This is a genomic window from Bradyrhizobium sp. CCBAU 051011 (assembly GCF_009930815.1).
In the GTDB taxonomy this organism is placed as follows: domain Bacteria; phylum Pseudomonadota; class Alphaproteobacteria; order Rhizobiales; family Xanthobacteraceae; genus Bradyrhizobium.
Genome location: NZ_CP022222.1, coordinates 6695264 through 6709682, shown reverse-complemented (window position 1 = coordinate 6709682; position 14419 = coordinate 6695264). Strand labels below are relative to the sequence as shown.

Here is a 14419-nt window from a genome sequence, read left to right as displayed (position 1 = left end):
CCGACCCGTTGGCTCGCAATGACGTGGAAAGGCCGCGGTGTACTGGGTACCCGCCTGCGCGGGGTATAACGCCGGCAAGAACTCTACCGCCTGAAACTCTTGATCTCCGACACGCTGCCGTCGCGGTACGTCAACTCCACCGAAACCGACTTGGTCGCCGGCGCGAGCTTCAAATACGGCGTCGCATCATGCGGAATGGCGATGGGATCGCGGGGATCGCAAGGCGGCATTTTCAAAACCTTGTCCGGCACCGCGGAGTCGATGCCGACGCGCACCTCGCGGATCGCGCAGCGATACGACATCAGGTGCGTGTAATAGACCAGCAGCCCGTTGAAGTCGCGGAACGACAGCCAGCTTGTCGCCGTCATGTCGAGGATCTTGCGCTGGTCGCGGATCAGCGCAGCTTCAGGATCGAACCGGATCGGAAACGGCCCCTGCAACTCGCCATTGGTGTCGACATAGCGCACCTGGATCACGGCAGCCGGTGCATCGGCCGGCAGTTCGATCGACGGGTTGGGCATCCGCTTGCGGGTGCGCGGGTCGAGCGTGTCCATGAAACCGGTCTCGCGGAAATTGCCGCTATCCCCGATCCGCCAGGAAATGCCGAGCGTCGGATCGGCGATCGAGAACACCACGGTCCATCCGCCGTTGTGGCGAGAGAACATCGCGATCGGCGCGTTGATGGAATCGTTCTGCGGCTTGAGTTGCTGCACCGGCGGCAACGCCGCAAGCTTTTGCAGCGGCTCGGCGGATTGCACTGCAGCCTCGGGCTGCGCTTTTGCAAGACCGTTCAGAAAAACGTCGTCGACCATCTGGTCGAAATAGACCGGGATCTGCTTGTGACGAACGGTCTCCGCCAGTTCGCTGACCGCGCGCCGCGTGCGCTGCGCGACCTGAACGAGGTTCGCGCCGGGCTGCGTCAGCTCCTTGGCGAAGGTGCGCGTGAACACCGAATTGGGATTGGCGTCGTCATTGGAGAGCCGGTCGAGCGCGGTCTGCCGCGGACCGGCCGAGAAGATCGAGAACACGCCTTCCGGCAATTGCGTCATCGGTGCGAGACCGCCGCCGCCGGCAACCGCGCGCGTGCCGGGACGCTCGAACGGATTGTTGCGGCAGGCGTCGAACACCAAAATGGCGGTGCGCACCTTGCGGTTCTGCAGCCGTTCGATGATGCGGTCGGCGAGGATCGAGGCGTCGCGCACCAGCTCCTCCTGCCCTTCGGTTGCCGCCGGCACGTCGGTCGGCAGCAGGAAGTTCTGGCCCGCGATTTCGAAACCGTGGCCCGCGAAGAAGAAGAACGCGGTGTCGCCGGCATCGACCGCCTTGTCGAACGCCAGCAACGTCTGGCTGAACGCCTGCCGGTTCTGGTTCTCCGCCACCATCACCGTGAAGCCGAGCTGCTTGAGCGTATCGCCCATGGTGCGGGCGTCGTTGACCGCCTTCTGCAGCTTGGGCACGTTCCGGTAGTCGTTGTTGCCGACCACCAGCGCAACGCGCCTTTCCGCACACGCGGGCGCGGCGAAGGCTGCGATGCACGTTGCGAGGCTCGTCACCGCGAGCAGTCTGGTAAGCCAACCCTTCATGTGGAATTCCCCATCCGCACGATTCGTCCTTTGGGCCGTGCGATACCGCTTCATGCCATAGTCGGCGGCCCGTTGCCCACGGTTCAACAGCTTCTCTTGATTGGAATGGGATGGCCGGATTTGACGGCCAAATGACGGTTTTTGCCGTTATTTGTGCGAAAACATTAAGCTTTTTGGGCTTCAATGGGGGTTCCTAGATTGACTTTGGTCATTTCGACCCTATGTTCGCGCTCAACGCGGCCTTGGATCGAAACGCGATTCCCTAGGTTAGCCGCTCGTCTGCGTAAGTCAGAGCCCCCAGCTTTTCAAAGCGCGCCGTTTCGGGGCAAAACGCGACAGCCTTTTTACCCTCGATTCCGAACGGCGGTGTCGACTAGAGGCTCAATGTCTTTTTCCAATCTCGGCCTTTCCGATAAGGTCCTCGCCGCAGTTGCGGCCACCGGGTACACCACCCCCACCCCCATCCAGGAACAGGCAATCCCGCACGTTCTGGCCCGCCGCGACGTCCTCGGCATCGCCCAGACCGGCACCGGCAAGACCGCCGCCTTCGTCCTGCCCATGCTCACGCTTCTGGAAAAGGGCCGCGCCCGGGCACGAATGCCCCGCACCCTGATCCTCGAACCGACCCGCGAACTCGCAGCTCAGGTCAAAGAGAACTTCGACAAATACGGCGCCGGCCAGAAACTCAACGTTGCGCTCCTGATCGGCGGCGTCTCGTTCGGCGACCAGGATTCCAAGCTGACCCGCGGCGTCGACGTCCTGATCGCAACCCCAGGCCGCCTGCTCGACCACACCGAGCGCGGCGGTCTCCTTCTCACCGGCGTCGAACTGCTGGTGATCGACGAAGCCGACCGCATGCTGGACATGGGCTTCATCCCCGACATCGAACGCATCTGCAAGCTGGTGCCGTTCACACGCCAGACGCTGTTCTTCACCGCGACGATGCCGCCGGAAATCAGCCGCATCAGCGAAACCTTCCTGCACAATCCCGAGCGCATCGAAGTCTCCAAGCCCGCCACGACCGCGACAGGCGTATCGCAGTTTCAGGTCGGTTGCGGCCGCGAGCCACACGAGAAGCGCGAAATCCTTCGCCGCCTGTTGCGCGACGCCAAGGATCTCAACAACGCGATCATCTTCTGCAATCGCAAGCGCGAAGTCGCCGTCGTTTACAAATCGCTGCAGAAGCACGGCTTCAGCGTCGGCGCCCTGCATGGCGACATGGACCAGTCGGCGCGCACCGCAGCGCTCGATCAATTCCGCAAGGGCGAGATCCCGTTGCTGGTTGCCTCCGACGTCGCCGCACGCGGCCTCGACATTCCCGCCGTCAGCCACGTCTTCAATTTCGACGTGCCGCATCATGCCGACGACTACGTGCATCGCATCGGCCGTACCGGTCGCGCCGGACGCGCCGGCACCGCGATTTCGATCGTCACCTCGCTCGACAACAAATCGATCGCTGCGATCGAACGACTGATCGGGAAAAACATTCCCCCCGCCGAAGGCGATTACGCCGTGCACTCGGAGACGTCCGAGGACGGCGATCAGCCGCGCGAACATCGCTCGCGAGAAGGATCGCGCGGCGGCCGCAAGCCGCGGCGCGAACGCGAGCCGCGAGCCGCCAGGGGTTCTGATAAGCGCAGCGACAAGAGCGCCGAGCGCGAACCGCGGCCCGCCAAGGGCACGGGCCGCAACGCCAGACCGCAGCCTGAGGCTGAGGCCTTTACGCCGCCAGCCGCTGCGCAGCCTTCGCGGGTGCCCTCGATCGGACGGCCTGAGCCGCGGCGTGCCCATCGCGAGATCGAATCGGAGCCCGCCGATCACTCGCATCTTCCCGCATTTCTTTTGCGGCCCGTTCGCGCCCGCGTCTGACCGGCGTCGAACCCGACGGCCGGAAGCATTTACCGGCCGTTCATCCTCCTCCGTTAACTTGGCGGCGATAATTTAGTCATTGCTGCTGCCCGGCAACGACCGGCGCTGCTCGTTATTGGGGACGGATCAGTGGTCAAGCTGCTGGACGAACACGAACGCACGATGGCGTTTGCCGAAGTCGCGTTGGGCCAGATCAAGTCCCTCCGCCAGACCGCCGTCCCGCGCAACTATGAAATCTGGTACGTCTACGCGACCGGATACAACGCCCAGCTTAACAAGATCATCAACGAGACGCTGGCGCGCAACGGCAAGCTCAGCGAAGCCGATCTCGAACAGATCTACGAGACCTACCTCTCCCACATCAAGGCATCCGACCGCATCGACAAGGTCGGCGCGCGCGTGATCGGCGAGATCGACGACGTGATGACGCTCATCACCGAAGCGCTCGCCATGTCGCAGAGCTATGACTCCAGGCTGAGCGGCGCGAACGAGAAACTTAAGGCTGCCAAGAGCCGCGATCAGATCAAGGCGGTCGTTGACGGCCTCTTGAAATCGACACGCGAGATGCAGGAGACCAACAAGGCGCTGGAGAACCGGCTAGCGCTGTCGAAGACCGAGATCAGCAATCTTCAGCACAGCTTAGAGGCGATCCGCGCCGAAAGCCTGACCGACCCGCTGACCGGATTGGGCAACCGCAAATATTTCGACCGCTCGATCGAGATGGCGGTGCGGACGGCGCTGGCGAACGGCGAGCCGCTGTCGCTCCTGATGTTCGACATCGACCACTTCAAATCGTTCAACGATTCCTACGGTCATCTCACCGGCGATCAGGTGCTGCGGCTGGTTGCGATGTCGCTGAAGCAGACCATCAAGGGCCAGGACATCACTGCCCGTTACGGCGGCGAGGAATTCGCGGTCGTGCTGCCGAATACCGGGCTGCGGCAGGCGCTGACGGTTGCCGACCACATCCGCCGCGCGGTGATGGCGAAAGAGTTGAAGAAGAAGTCCACCGGCGAGATTCTCGGCCGCGTCACCATTTCGGTCGGCGTTTCCATGCTCAAGCCGGACGACGACACGGATTCGCTGATCGAGCGCGCGGACGCCTGCCTCTACGCCGCCAAGCGCAACGGCCGCAACCGCGTGATCTGCGAAGTCGACCCCGAATACGCCGACGAGACCCGCAGCCAGGTCGCCTGAGGGCATCTATTTGCGCGGCGCCGTCCTCGTCCGCGCGGCCTTCCTCGCCCCCGTCGCCTTTCGCTTCGAGGCCGGCTTGCGCGCAGCCTTCCCCGAAACCTTCGCCTTCGCTTTGCGCGCCTTCGGCCGCTTGCGCAGGGCCGCACGCTGCGCCGCGGCCAATGCCGCCCTCGCCCATGCGGCCAGTTCCTCGGAATCGTCAAACAGCCGTGCCGGCAATTGCCAGTACGAGTTCACGGTGACCGTCTTGGCCCGCGTCTGATACTGAAACGGCTGCGAGCCTTCCGCCTCGAATTGCGGAATGGTCTGGTCATCGGCGCGGAAATAGAGACCTGCCCTGAGGGCGAGCGCGAAATTGGTGCCGTCGGCGGAAATGCCAAAGCCTGAAAACATCGGGCGGATGGTGACGGGGCCGAAATCGGCAAACAGATCGGTCAGGAATTCGCGATCCATTTGCTCACCGCGCCGGCGATGCGATCGCTACACCTTCGCCGGTGTCAGTTGCACCGACTCGCCGCAGCCGCAGGCGGAGACCTGGTTCGGATTATTGAAGATGAACTGGGCCTGCATTTTGTCGGCTTTGTAGTCCATCTCGGTGCCGAGCAGGAACAAGACCGCCTTGGGATCGACCAGGATCTTGACGCCCTTGTCCTCGACCACTTCGTCGGTCGGACGAATCTCGTGGGCGTATTCCACCGTATAAGACTGGCCGGCGCAGCCGCCGTTTTTGATGCCGACGCGCAGGCCGACGATCTCGGAATCGGCGCGCTTGGTCAGCTCCGTGATCCGGGTAGCGGCAGCCTCGGTCAGTTTCATGACCTGCGGACGGGGCCGCGGCTTCGGCTTGGACTGGATGGTGGTATCCATTGCGGTCGATCTCCGGCGTCGCCTCATGGCGGCGAACTATCATGGCATTAAAATAACAACGAAATTCCCCCTGTGAAGGTCTCTCGTCATGAACTCGGTCAGAACCCGTCGAAACAAGCCGCAAGCTTCCTAGTAAATCGCCCATATTCCCGGCGTCGCCAGTTCCAGCAGGTGATTGTCAGGATCACGGAAATAGATGCTCTTGCCGCCGCGCGGCCAATCCGTCCTGCCCTCGATCGCGACATCGTGCTCACCAAGCGACTTTTCCCAGGCCGGCAATTCGGCCGCCGCGATGGCAAAGGCCATGTGGATCGGGCCGCTGCCGTCATGTGGCGGAATTGTCCCGCCGGGCAACTGGATCGGCTCCGGTGTCGAGCCACGGAGAAAGAGCAGCAGCACGCTCCGGCCACCGATATCGTAAGCAAGAAACCGCGAATCGGCCGTCAGCGGCACAAGCCCGAGCACCTTCTCGTAAAACGCGCGGGCGCGGTCGAGGTCATCGACGTAAAGTGCAGTTTCGATGACGCCGGATAGCTGCGGCAACGGACCCCTTCACCACATGTTGAGGACGAGGCGCGCCTCGTCGGACATGCGATCCGGCGTCCAGGCCGGATCCCACACCAGATTGACATTCACGACGCCGACGCCGGGCACGCTGGCGATGGCGTTCTCCACCATGGTCGGCAGTTCGCCGGCTGCGGGGCAGTTCGGCGTGGTCAGCGTCATCGTCACGTCGACGGCGCGATCGTCCTTGAGGTCGACCTTGTAGATCAGGCCGAGCTCATAAATGTCGGCCGGGATTTCAGGATCGAATACCGTCTTCAGCGCGGCGACAATTTCGGTCCCTAGCCGCTCGGTTTCCTCCGGCGGCAGCGCCGACTGGGTTTCCATGTTGGCGGTTTTGACTTCGGCCGTATCACTCATGAGAACAATTCCCGCGCCTTCATCAGCGCCTGTGCCAGATGGTCGACTTCTTCCCGGGTATTATACATTCCAAACGACGCGCGGCAGGTGGCCGTGACGTTGAACCGCTCTAAAAGCGGCATCACACAATGGGTGCCGGCGCGCACCGCAATGCCCTGCCGGTCGATCACGGTCGCGACGTCATGGGCATGCGCGCCCTTCATCTCGAAGGAAATCACGGGACCCTTGTTACGGGCGGTGCCGATCAGTCGCAGTGAGTTGATCTCGCGCAGTCGCTCCTGAGCATAGGCAAGCAGGCCCTCCTCATGCGCGGCGATTCGCTCCTTGCCGATTGAGTTGACGTAATCGATCGCAGCGCCCAGCCCGATCGCCTCGACGATCGGCGGCGTTCCGGCCTCGAACTTGTGCGGCGGGTCGCCATAGGTGACCCAATCCTTTGCCACCTCGCGGATCATCTCGCCGCCGCCGTTGTAGGGCCGCATCGCCACCAAGTGCTCATGCTTGGCATAGAGCGCGCCAATCCCGGTCGGGCCATAGATCTTGTGGCCGGTGAAGGCATAGAAATCGCAACCGAGGTCCTGTACGTCAATCGGCAGGTGGACCGCGCCTTGCGCGCCGTCGACCAGCACCGGAATGCCGCGGTCATGAGCGAGTTTCACGACTTCCTTGATCGGAACGAAGGTGCCAAGCGCGTTCGACATTTGGGTGATCGCGACGAGCTTGGTGCGCGGCGTCAGCAGCTTCTCAAATTCCTCGATCAGGAAATTGCCTTCGTCGTCGACCGGCGCCCATTTGATCACCGCGCCATGGCGCTCCCGCAGGAAGTGCCAGGGCACGATGTTGGAGTGGTGCTCCATGATCGAGAGCACGATCTCGTCGCCCGGCTTGATGTTGGGCTCGCCCCAGGACGATGCCACGAGATTGATGGCCTCGGTGACATTGCGGGTGAAGATAATTTCTTCGCTGCGCGCCGCATTGATGAATTTCGCCACCTTGGCGCGGGCGCCCTCGTAAGCCTCGGTCGCGGCATTGGCGAGGTAATGCAGGCCGCGATGCACATTGGCGTACTCGGTCTTATAGGCTTCCGTCATGCGGTCGAGCACGGCGGTCGGCTTCTGCGCGGAAGCAGCGTTGTCGAGATAGACCAGCGGCTTGCCATAGACCTTCATCGCCAGCGCGGGGAAATCTTCCCGCACGCGGGCTACATCATAGGCGCCATTCTTGACCGCCGGATGCTGCGTCATCCCCGTGCCTCCAGCCAACGATGCGCGGCAGCGATCGCAAGCTCACGCAGACCGTCATTGACGATCGATTCAATCGCTTCGCCCGCAAACGCCTGGATCAGCAGCGCCTGGGCTTCCTTTTCGGACAGGCCGCGGGCGCGCATGTAGAACAGCAGGCTCTCGTCGAGCGCGCCGGTGGTAGCGCCATGGCCGCAGGTGACGTCGTCGGCGAAGATTTCGAGCTCCGGCTTGTTGTCGGCCTCGGCCTCGTCGGACAGCAGCAGCGCCCGCGTCATCATCTTGGCGTCGGTCTTCTGCGCATCGGGACGCACGATGATACGGCCCTGGAACACCGAATGGGCGCGGTCGTCGGCGACGGCGCGGAACACCTCACGGCTAGCGCAATGCGGCACCGCGTGATCCATGAACAGTGTAGTGTCGGCATGCTGGCGGCCATTGAGCAGATTGACGCCGTTGGTCTCGACCCGGGAATGCTCTCCCGCGAACGCAATCGTCGCCTGATAGCGGCTGACGGCAGCGCCCGAGGTCATGCCAAAGGTGTTGAAGTGGGCATGCGCCCCCAGCGTGACGACGGCGGAGGAGATGTTGAAGGCCTCGCGGCCGTCCTCGACCAAGCGAACCTGATCGAGCCGCGAATTATCGCCGATCGTAACGATCAGCGAGTCGTGAACCTGATAGGCTTTCGCGCCATCGGCCGCAATGTAGCTTTCGACCAGCGTCACGCCGGCATCCTTGCCAAGACGCAGCAGCGAGCGGGTGAACATCGCCGCGGGTGCGGCGCCGCTGGCGACATGAATGATTTGCAGCGGTTGCTTCAGCACCAGGCCGTTGGCAATCTCGATCACCACGCCATCGGTCATCATCGCGCTGTTGAGCGCGACCATCGGATTGGTGTTGTCGGGCGTGAGGAGCTCTGCTTGCAGTACGGCGTCGCCGGCTTCCAGCACGTCTCGCAGGGTGCGGACGGTAAGGCCCTTCTCCAGCCCATCCAGTTCGGAAAGCTTTGGCGCGAAAACGCCATCCACCAGCACCAGCCGGCGCGCGCCCTTGATCGCCTGCACTTTTACGGCCGTTGCGGCCCGCTTCAGCGCGGCAGCATCCGGCGCAGGAGCAAGCGGCAGCACTTCGCGCATGAGCGCGCGCAGGTCGGTGTATTTCCAGTCCTCTATCCGCCGGTGCGGCAGGCCCACACGATCATAGGCCTCGAAGGCGGCGCTTCGCGCCTCGGCGATCCTGCCGGTGCCCGGCAGCCGGTCGCGCGCGACGGCGAAGCTGTCGCTCAGCGCGCGTCCGGTCTCGTTCTTTGCCAAAGCCAAATTCATCACGATACCTGTCAGGCTGCGTCTTCGAACTGGGCGTAGCCGGAAGCCTCGAGCTCCAGTGCCAGATCCTTGCCGCCGCTCTTCACCACTCGCCCCTTCGACATCACGTGCACGAAGTCAGGCACGATGTAGTTCAGCAGCCGCTGGTAGTGGGTGATGACCACCATGGCACGGTCCGGCGAACGCAGCGCGTTGACGCCGTCGGCTGCGATCCTGAGCGCATCGATGTCGAGGCCGGAATCCATTTCATCGAGAATGCAGACAGCCGGCTCGAACAGCGCCATCTGCAAAATCTCGTTGCGTTTCTTCTCGCCGCCGGAGAAGCCGACATTGACGCCGCGCTTGAGCATGTCCTGCGGGATGTTGAGCGACTTCGCGACCGCGCGGACCTTCTTGAGGAATTCCGGAGACGAAAGCTGGCTCTCGCCGCGAGCTTTGCGCTGGGCGTTCAATGCAGTGTGCAGGAAATTCCAGGTGGTGACGCCGGGGATTTCGACCGGATACTGGAACGCCAGGAACACGCCCTTGGCGGCGCGCTCGTCCGGCGACATCTCAAGGAGGTCCTCGCCCCTGAACAGGATCTGGCCATCGGTGACTTCGTAGCCCGGCTTGCCGGCGATCACATGCGACAGCGTCGATTTGCCGGAGCCGTTCGGCCCCATGATCGCGTGCACCTCGCCCGGATTCACGGCGAGCGTCAGTCCGTGGAGAATTTCGTTATCCTCGACACGAACCTTCAGGTCTTTCACTTCAAGCAACGCAGTCATCTTGTTTCCTTGTGGCCTATAACGCCCGAATAAAAGCCGGAATAAAAGCCCAGACGAAGAAGCCCAGGGCCCCACAACCGGCAGCCAATTTGCCCAATTCGGCTACATCAACCCATCCCGCCAAGCTGCCAATCAGAGCCGCAAAGGCTCCAGCGATCGCAACAAACAAAAAGATCGCAAACGGCGCAAAACGAACAAATGCGAAGATGTTGCTGATCATCTGGGCTTATCCGACACTGCCCTCCAGCGAGATCGAGATCAGCTTCTGCGCCTCAACCGCGAACTCCATCGGCAGTTGCTGCAGCACATCCTTCACGAAGCCGTTGACCACGAGGCCGACCGCTTCTTCCTGCGAAAGGCCGCGCTGGACGCAGTAGAACAGCACGTCCTCGGAGATCTTCGACGTCGTCGCTTCGTGCTCGAAGGTCGCCGACGAGTTCTTCGCCTCGACGTAAGGGACGGTGTGCGCACCGCATTTGTCGCCGATCAGGAGCGAATCGCACGCCGTATAGTTGCGCGCGCCGGTGGCCTTGCGGTGGGCGGTGACGAGGCCGCGATAGGTGTTCTGCGAGACGCCCGCGGCGATGCCCTTGGAGATGATCCGGCTGGTCGTGTTCTTGCCGAGGTGGATCATCTTGGTGCCGCTGTCGACCTGCTGGTGACCGTTCGAGATCGCGATCGAGTAAAATTCGCCGCGCGAATTGTCGCCGCGCAGGATGCAGCTCGGATATTTCCACGTGATCGCCGACCCGGTCTCCACCTGGGTCCAGGAAATCTTCGAATGGTTGCCGCGGCAGTCACCGCGCTTGGTGACGAAATTGTAGATGCCGCCCACACCCTCGGAATTGCCGGGGTACCAGTTCTGCACCGTTGAGTATTTGATCTCGGCATCGTCAAGCGCGACCAGCTCAACGACGGCGGCATGCAACTGATTCTCGTCGCGCTGCGGCGCGGTGCAGCCTTCGAGGTAGCTGACGTAGGAACCCTTGTCGGCGATGATCAGCGTGCGCTCGAACTGGCCCGTGTTGCGCTCGTTGATGCGGAAATAGGTCGACAGCTCCATCGGGCAGCGCACGCCCGGCGGCACGTAGACGAACGAGCCGTCCGAAAACACCGCCGAGTTCAGCGTCGCAAAATAATTGTCCGAGGTCGGCACGACCGATCCGAGATACTGCTTCACCAGTTCGGGATGCTCGCGGATGGCCTCCGAGATCGGCATGAAGATCACGCCGGCCGCCTTCAGCTCTTTCTGGAACGTGGTCGCCACGGAAACCGAGTCGAACACGGCGTCGACCGCGATCTTGCGCTCGCCTTCGGGCTTCACGACGCCTTCCAGCACCTCGACTTCCCGCAGGGGGATGCCGAGCTTCTCGTACGTCTTGAGGATTTCCGGATCGATCTCGTCCAGCGAGCCGATCTGCTTCTTCGGCTTCGGCGCGGAGTAGTAATAGAGATCCTGGTAGTCGATCTTGGGGTAGTTGACGCGCGCCCAGGTCGGCTCGGTCATGGTCAGCCAGCGGCGATAGGCCTCCAGGCGCCATTCCAGCATCCAGGCCGGCTCGTTCTTTTTCGCGGAGATGAAACGGACAGTGTCTTCCGACAGTCCCTTGGGAGCCTTGTCGGATTCGATAAGCGTCTCAAACCCATATCGATATTGGTCGACGTCGATGCGCCTGACGCGCTCGACCGTCTCTTGTACGGCTGGCATTCCATCCTCCGCTCGCGGTTTCAAGGACCGCGGTGGAACAAAATCTGTGACGAAGCTTGTCCGGCGAAACGCGCTTAGAACGGTTCAAGCCGTGTTTCGTCGCCCTCTAAGTAAGACATTGGCAAGCTTTCGCCAAGCCTCCAGGGCCAAATCAACATCTGTTTCCGAGGTAGACCAGCCCAGACTAAGCCGCACCGCTCCCTGTGCCAGATCCTTGCCAAATCCCATAGCGGCCAAGACATGCGACGATTGCACCTTGCCGGAGGAACAGGCGGAGCCCGAGGATACCGCAATACCGGCAAGATCGAAGCCAATCACGGCCGTTTCCGCCTTCAGCCCGGGAACCGTGAACAGGGTGGTATTCGGCAACCGTGGCGCATCTTCGGAAAACACAATTACATCAGCGGTTTGCTTGAGCCCTTTCTCAAAGCGCTGACGCAAGGCCAGAAGCCGGTCGGCATTTGTCGGCAGTTGCGCCGTCGCGGCTGTGGCTGCAGCGCCAAAGGCCGCGATGCCGGCCACATTCTCGGTACCCGCCCGGCGTCCAAGTTCCTGCCCGCCGCCGCGCAACAGCGGCTCGCCTCCCTGCACGCCCTCGGCCAGAACCAGCGCGCCAACGCCCTTGGGGCCACCAATCTTGTGTGCAGACAGCGTGACCAGATCGGCCCGCATGGCCTTGATATCGATCGATATTTTTCCCACTGCCTGGATCGCGTCGACATGCAGCAAGCCGCCGGCCTCATGCACAATGTCAGCGGCTTCGGCGATTGGTTGAATGGCGCCGGTCTCGTTATTGGCCAGCATTACCGACACCAGTGCCGGCGGCCCTTCCGCCAGCAAGGCACGCAGATGATCGAGGTCCACCACGCCGGCGCCGGAGACGTTGATGGACGCGATCGCGTCCGCCGGAAACCGTCCCCCTGACAGTACCGATGGATGCTCGATGGCTGAGACCACCAGCCGCTGGACAGGCCAGCCCGACCCGCGGCGCAATCCCGGCGTGAGCGCCATTGCATTGGCTTCAGTGCCGCCGGAGCAAAACACCACGTCCTGCAGCCGGGCCGAAACGGCCGCAGCCACGGCGGCACGCGCTTCTTCGACCAGCCGACGTGCCTGCCGGCCTTCGGCATGAACTGAGGAAGGATTGCCGGCCATGTCCCAGGCAGCCGCCATTGCCTGCCGCACCTCCGGGCGAAGCGGCGTGGTTGCATTCCAGTCGAGATAGACCCGATCAGGCATTGCTGTACTATATTACCTATACTGATAAGTGTCTTTCGCGCGCGAGCGCCAGAAGCCTTATTGCAATTGGCGATCGCCTCGTCTGCAGGCAATCGCAAACTAGCACCTTGAACCGCCTTCTAGACGTTCAAGATGCTTGCTTTTTGCCCCTCGCCTCATGTTAGAAGGCCGCCATCAGTTCACGGGAGCGTCGTTCGCGCATCGCCCAGCGACGCCTGACCCCATTCTCTCCGCCGGATCACATCCGTTGCCCAGGAATCATCAATGCCTGAAGTAATTTTCACCGGCCCCGCGGGCCGCCTCGAAGGCCGTTATCATCCGGCCAAGCAGAAGAACGCGCCGATCGCGATGATCCTGCATCCGCATCCGCAGTTCCACGGCACGATGAATCACCAGATCGTCTACCAGTGCTACTACGCGTTCGCGCATCGCGGCTTCTCGGTTTTGCGTTTCAATTTCCGCGGCGTCGGCCGCAGCCAGGGCTCGTTCGATCATGGCACCGGCGAGCTCTCGGACGCCGCCTCCGCGCTCGACTGGGCGCAGACCATCAATCCCGAAGCGCGCGCGTGCTGGGTCGCGGGCTTTTCGTTCGGCGCCTGGATCGGCATGCAGCTATTGATGCGCCGGCCCGAGGTCGAAGGATTCATTTCGATCGCGCCGCCCGCCAATCTCTATGACTTCTCCTTCCTCGCGCCCTGCCCGTCCTCGGGCCTGATCGTGCATGGCGAAAAGGACGCGGTGGTGCCGCCGAAGGACGTCAACACGCTGGTCGAGAAGCTGAAGACCCAGAAGGGCATCGTGATCGATCAGCAGATCATCCCCGGCGCGAACCATTTCTTCGACGGCAAGCTCGAGCCGCTGATGGAGACGGTCACCGGCTATCTCGACATGCGGCTGGCGAACGTGCGGTAAGAATCCGTCGGATGGGGTGAATTCGTGCGGTCGCCCCTAACGAGGCTTACTCCTCTGCTTTTGCCCGCCCTCCTGACGGGTTGCTCGGAAGCCGTTCCAGACTCTGACCTGGTCGGCAGCTATGCCGTCAATTACCGCGGGGATACCGCGACCTTGTCCTTGAGGGCTGATCATACTTACACGCACACCGTCCTTGTGAATGGCAACAAGGTCGAGGAACAAACGTCAACGTGGAAGACCACTCAGTCGAAATTTGGATGGACCGACATCTACTTAGAGAAGTTCGTCACAGCTCCAACGTATCGGAGGAACCAGGGCGACAAAGCAGAGCCCTTGACTTGGGGCCCCACGATCGAGCGGACGTGGTTGGGGAAGATAGAACTCTGCTTCAATTCGGATGTTGGATGCTGCTACCTAAGCAGCGTTAGCCCCTAACTCCCAGGCATTCATCACTTCACGACGGCGCAAACTTCAGCGCCGCGATCCCGGCCAGCACCAGCGCGATGCCGGCGAGCTTCATCGCGCTCATGGCTTCGCCGAACAGCAGCACGCCCATGATCAGCGTGCCGGCGGCGCCGATGCCGGTCCACACCGTGTAGGCGATGCCGACCTCCAGCACCTGCAGCGCCCGTCCCAGCAGGAATACGAACGCCGCCAGCAGCACCAGCGACACGAGGCTCCAGCCGAGGCGCGTATAGCCGTCGGCATATTTCATCGCGATCGCCCAGCCGACATCGAGCAGGCCGGCGGTGACCAGCGCGATCCACGCAACCGACGGCGACATGGT

General features: G+C 62.3%; 15 protein-coding genes. 3 read left to right on the top strand and 12 right to left on the bottom strand.

Annotated features, from left to right (window positions below):
- Positions 1 to 83: 83 nt before the first annotated feature.
- Positions 84 to 1583, bottom strand: coding sequence for a caspase family protein (locus tag ACH79_RS31505; protein ID WP_161854423.1), 1500 nt, complete (start codon positions 1581 to 1583; stop codon positions 84 to 86).
- 384 nt (positions 1584 to 1967) lie between these two features.
- Here ACH79_RS31505 and ACH79_RS31500 point away from each other — a divergent pair, with 384 nt between their 5' ends.
- Together ACH79_RS31500 and ACH79_RS31495 are read left to right on the top strand one after the other, a co-directional pair.
- On the top strand, positions 1968 to 3452 hold the full coding sequence (locus tag ACH79_RS31500; protein WP_161854422.1) for a DEAD/DEAH box helicase: 1485 nt from the start codon (positions 1968 to 1970) through the stop codon (positions 3450 to 3452).
- Between the two features lie 129 nt (positions 3453 to 3581).
- On the top strand, positions 3582 to 4649 hold the full coding sequence (locus ACH79_RS31495; RefSeq protein ID WP_161854421.1) for a GGDEF domain-containing protein: 1068 nt from the start codon (positions 3582 to 3584) through the stop codon (positions 4647 to 4649).
- A gap of 6 nt (positions 4650 to 4655) precedes the next feature.
- Here the strand turns inward: ACH79_RS31495 and ACH79_RS31490 are convergent, their stop codons facing one another.
- The 10 genes from ACH79_RS31490 to ACH79_RS31445 all read right to left on the bottom strand — a co-directional run bounded on the left by ACH79_RS31490 (position 4656) and on the right by ACH79_RS31445 (position 12720).
- On the bottom strand, positions 4656 to 5102 hold the full coding sequence (locus tag ACH79_RS31490; RefSeq protein ID WP_161854420.1) for a TfoX/Sxy family protein: 447 nt from the start codon (positions 5100 to 5102) through the stop codon (positions 4656 to 4658).
- Positions 5103 to 5129: 27 nt separating this feature from the next.
- Positions 5130 to 5516, bottom strand: coding sequence for an iron-sulfur cluster assembly accessory protein (locus ACH79_RS31485; protein WP_161854419.1), 387 nt, complete (start codon positions 5514 to 5516; stop codon positions 5130 to 5132).
- A 129-nt stretch (positions 5517 to 5645) separates the two neighbouring features.
- Positions 5646 to 6059, bottom strand: coding sequence for a VOC family protein (locus ACH79_RS31480; RefSeq protein ID WP_161854418.1), 414 nt, complete (start codon positions 6057 to 6059; stop codon positions 5646 to 5648).
- Positions 6060 to 6068: 9 nt separating this feature from the next.
- Positions 6069 to 6440, bottom strand: a complete 372-nt coding sequence (locus tag ACH79_RS31475; RefSeq protein WP_161854417.1) for an SUF system Fe-S cluster assembly protein — start codon at positions 6438 to 6440, stop codon at positions 6069 to 6071.
- A complete protein-coding gene (locus ACH79_RS31470; protein WP_161854416.1) occupies positions 6437 to 7684 on the bottom strand; it encodes a cysteine desulfurase in 1248 nt (415 codons plus the stop codon). Before ACH79_RS31470 ends, ACH79_RS31475 begins: the two co-directional genes overlap by 4 nt.
- The gene (gene sufD, locus ACH79_RS31465; RefSeq protein ID WP_161854415.1) at positions 7681 to 9006 is read right to left on the bottom strand and encodes a Fe-S cluster assembly protein SufD; all 1326 of its coding nucleotides are present in this window, start codon (positions 9004 to 9006) and stop codon (positions 7681 to 7683) included. Before sufD ends, ACH79_RS31470 begins: the two co-directional genes overlap by 4 nt.
- Positions 9007 to 9017: 11 nt before the next feature.
- Entirely contained in the window at positions 9018 to 9773 is a 756-nt protein-coding gene (sufC, locus tag ACH79_RS31460) for a Fe-S cluster assembly ATPase SufC (RefSeq protein ID WP_161854414.1), read from the bottom strand.
- A 16-nt stretch (positions 9774 to 9789) separates the two neighbouring features.
- Positions 9790 to 9993: a hypothetical protein gene (locus ACH79_RS31455; protein ID WP_161854413.1), complete on the bottom strand. Its 204-nt coding sequence runs from the start codon at positions 9991 to 9993 to the stop codon at positions 9790 to 9792.
- Between the two features lie 6 nt (positions 9994 to 9999).
- Complete coding sequence (gene sufB / locus ACH79_RS31450) at positions 10000 to 11481, bottom strand: Fe-S cluster assembly protein SufB (protein WP_161854412.1); 1482 nt, start codon at positions 11479 to 11481, stop codon at positions 10000 to 10002.
- An 84-nt stretch (positions 11482 to 11565) separates the two neighbouring features.
- Positions 11566 to 12720: a cysteine desulfurase family protein gene (locus ACH79_RS31445; protein WP_161854411.1), complete on the bottom strand. Its 1155-nt coding sequence runs from the start codon at positions 12718 to 12720 to the stop codon at positions 11566 to 11568.
- Between the two features lie 264 nt (positions 12721 to 12984).
- Between ACH79_RS31445 and ACH79_RS31440 the strand changes: the two genes are divergently transcribed.
- Positions 12985 to 13632 (top strand): alpha/beta hydrolase, encoded by a 648-nt coding sequence (locus ACH79_RS31440; protein ID WP_025589847.1) that lies wholly within the window; start codon positions 12985 to 12987, stop codon positions 13630 to 13632.
- A 454-nt stretch (positions 13633 to 14086) separates the two neighbouring features.
- Here the strand turns inward: ACH79_RS31440 and ACH79_RS31435 are convergent, their stop codons facing one another.
- Entirely contained in the window at positions 14087 to 14416 is a 330-nt protein-coding gene (locus tag ACH79_RS31435; RefSeq protein ID WP_161854410.1) for a multidrug efflux SMR transporter, read from the bottom strand.
- Between the last annotated feature and the right edge of the window lie 3 nt (positions 14417 to 14419).

Excerpts from the sequence above, each read along its gene's own strand:
- ACH79_RS31505 (WP_161854423.1), bottom strand. The coding sequence starts at position 1,583 with ATGAAGGGTTGGCTTACCAGACTGCTCGCGGTGACGAGCCTCGCAACG.
- ACH79_RS31500 (WP_161854422.1), top strand. The coding sequence starts at position 1,968 with ATGTCTTTTTCCAATCTCGGCCTTTCCGATAAGGTCCTCGCCGCAGTT.
- ACH79_RS31490 (WP_161854420.1), bottom strand. The coding sequence starts at position 5,102 with ATGGATCGCGAATTCCTGACCGATCTGTTTGCCGATTTCGGCCCCGTC.
- ACH79_RS31485 (WP_161854419.1), bottom strand. The coding sequence starts at position 5,516 with ATGGATACCACCATCCAGTCCAAGCCGAAGCCGCGGCCCCGTCCGCAG.
- ACH79_RS31475 (WP_161854417.1), bottom strand. The coding sequence starts at position 6,440 with ATGAGTGATACGGCCGAAGTCAAAACCGCCAACATGGAAACCCAGTCG.
- ACH79_RS31470 (WP_161854416.1), bottom strand. The coding sequence starts at position 7,684 with ATGACGCAGCATCCGGCGGTCAAGAATGGCGCCTATGATGTAGCCCGC.
- sufD (WP_161854415.1), bottom strand. The coding sequence starts at position 9,006 with ATGAATTTGGCTTTGGCAAAGAACGAGACCGGACGCGCGCTGAGCGAC.
- sufC (WP_161854414.1), bottom strand. The coding sequence starts at position 9,773 with ATGACTGCGTTGCTTGAAGTGAAAGACCTGAAGGTTCGTGTCGAGGAT.
- ACH79_RS31455 (WP_161854413.1), bottom strand. The coding sequence starts at position 9,993 with ATGATCAGCAACATCTTCGCATTTGTTCGTTTTGCGCCGTTTGCGATC.
- sufB (WP_161854412.1), bottom strand. The coding sequence starts at position 11,481 with ATGCCAGCCGTACAAGAGACGGTCGAGCGCGTCAGGCGCATCGACGTC.
- ACH79_RS31445 (WP_161854411.1), bottom strand. The coding sequence starts at position 12,720 with ATGCCTGATCGGGTCTATCTCGACTGGAATGCAACCACGCCGCTTCGC.
- ACH79_RS31440 (WP_025589847.1), top strand. The coding sequence starts at position 12,985 with ATGCCTGAAGTAATTTTCACCGGCCCCGCGGGCCGCCTCGAAGGCCGT.
- ACH79_RS31435 (WP_161854410.1), bottom strand. The coding sequence starts at position 14,416 with ATGTCGCCGTCGGTTGCGTGGATCGCGCTGGTCACCGCCGGCCTGCTC.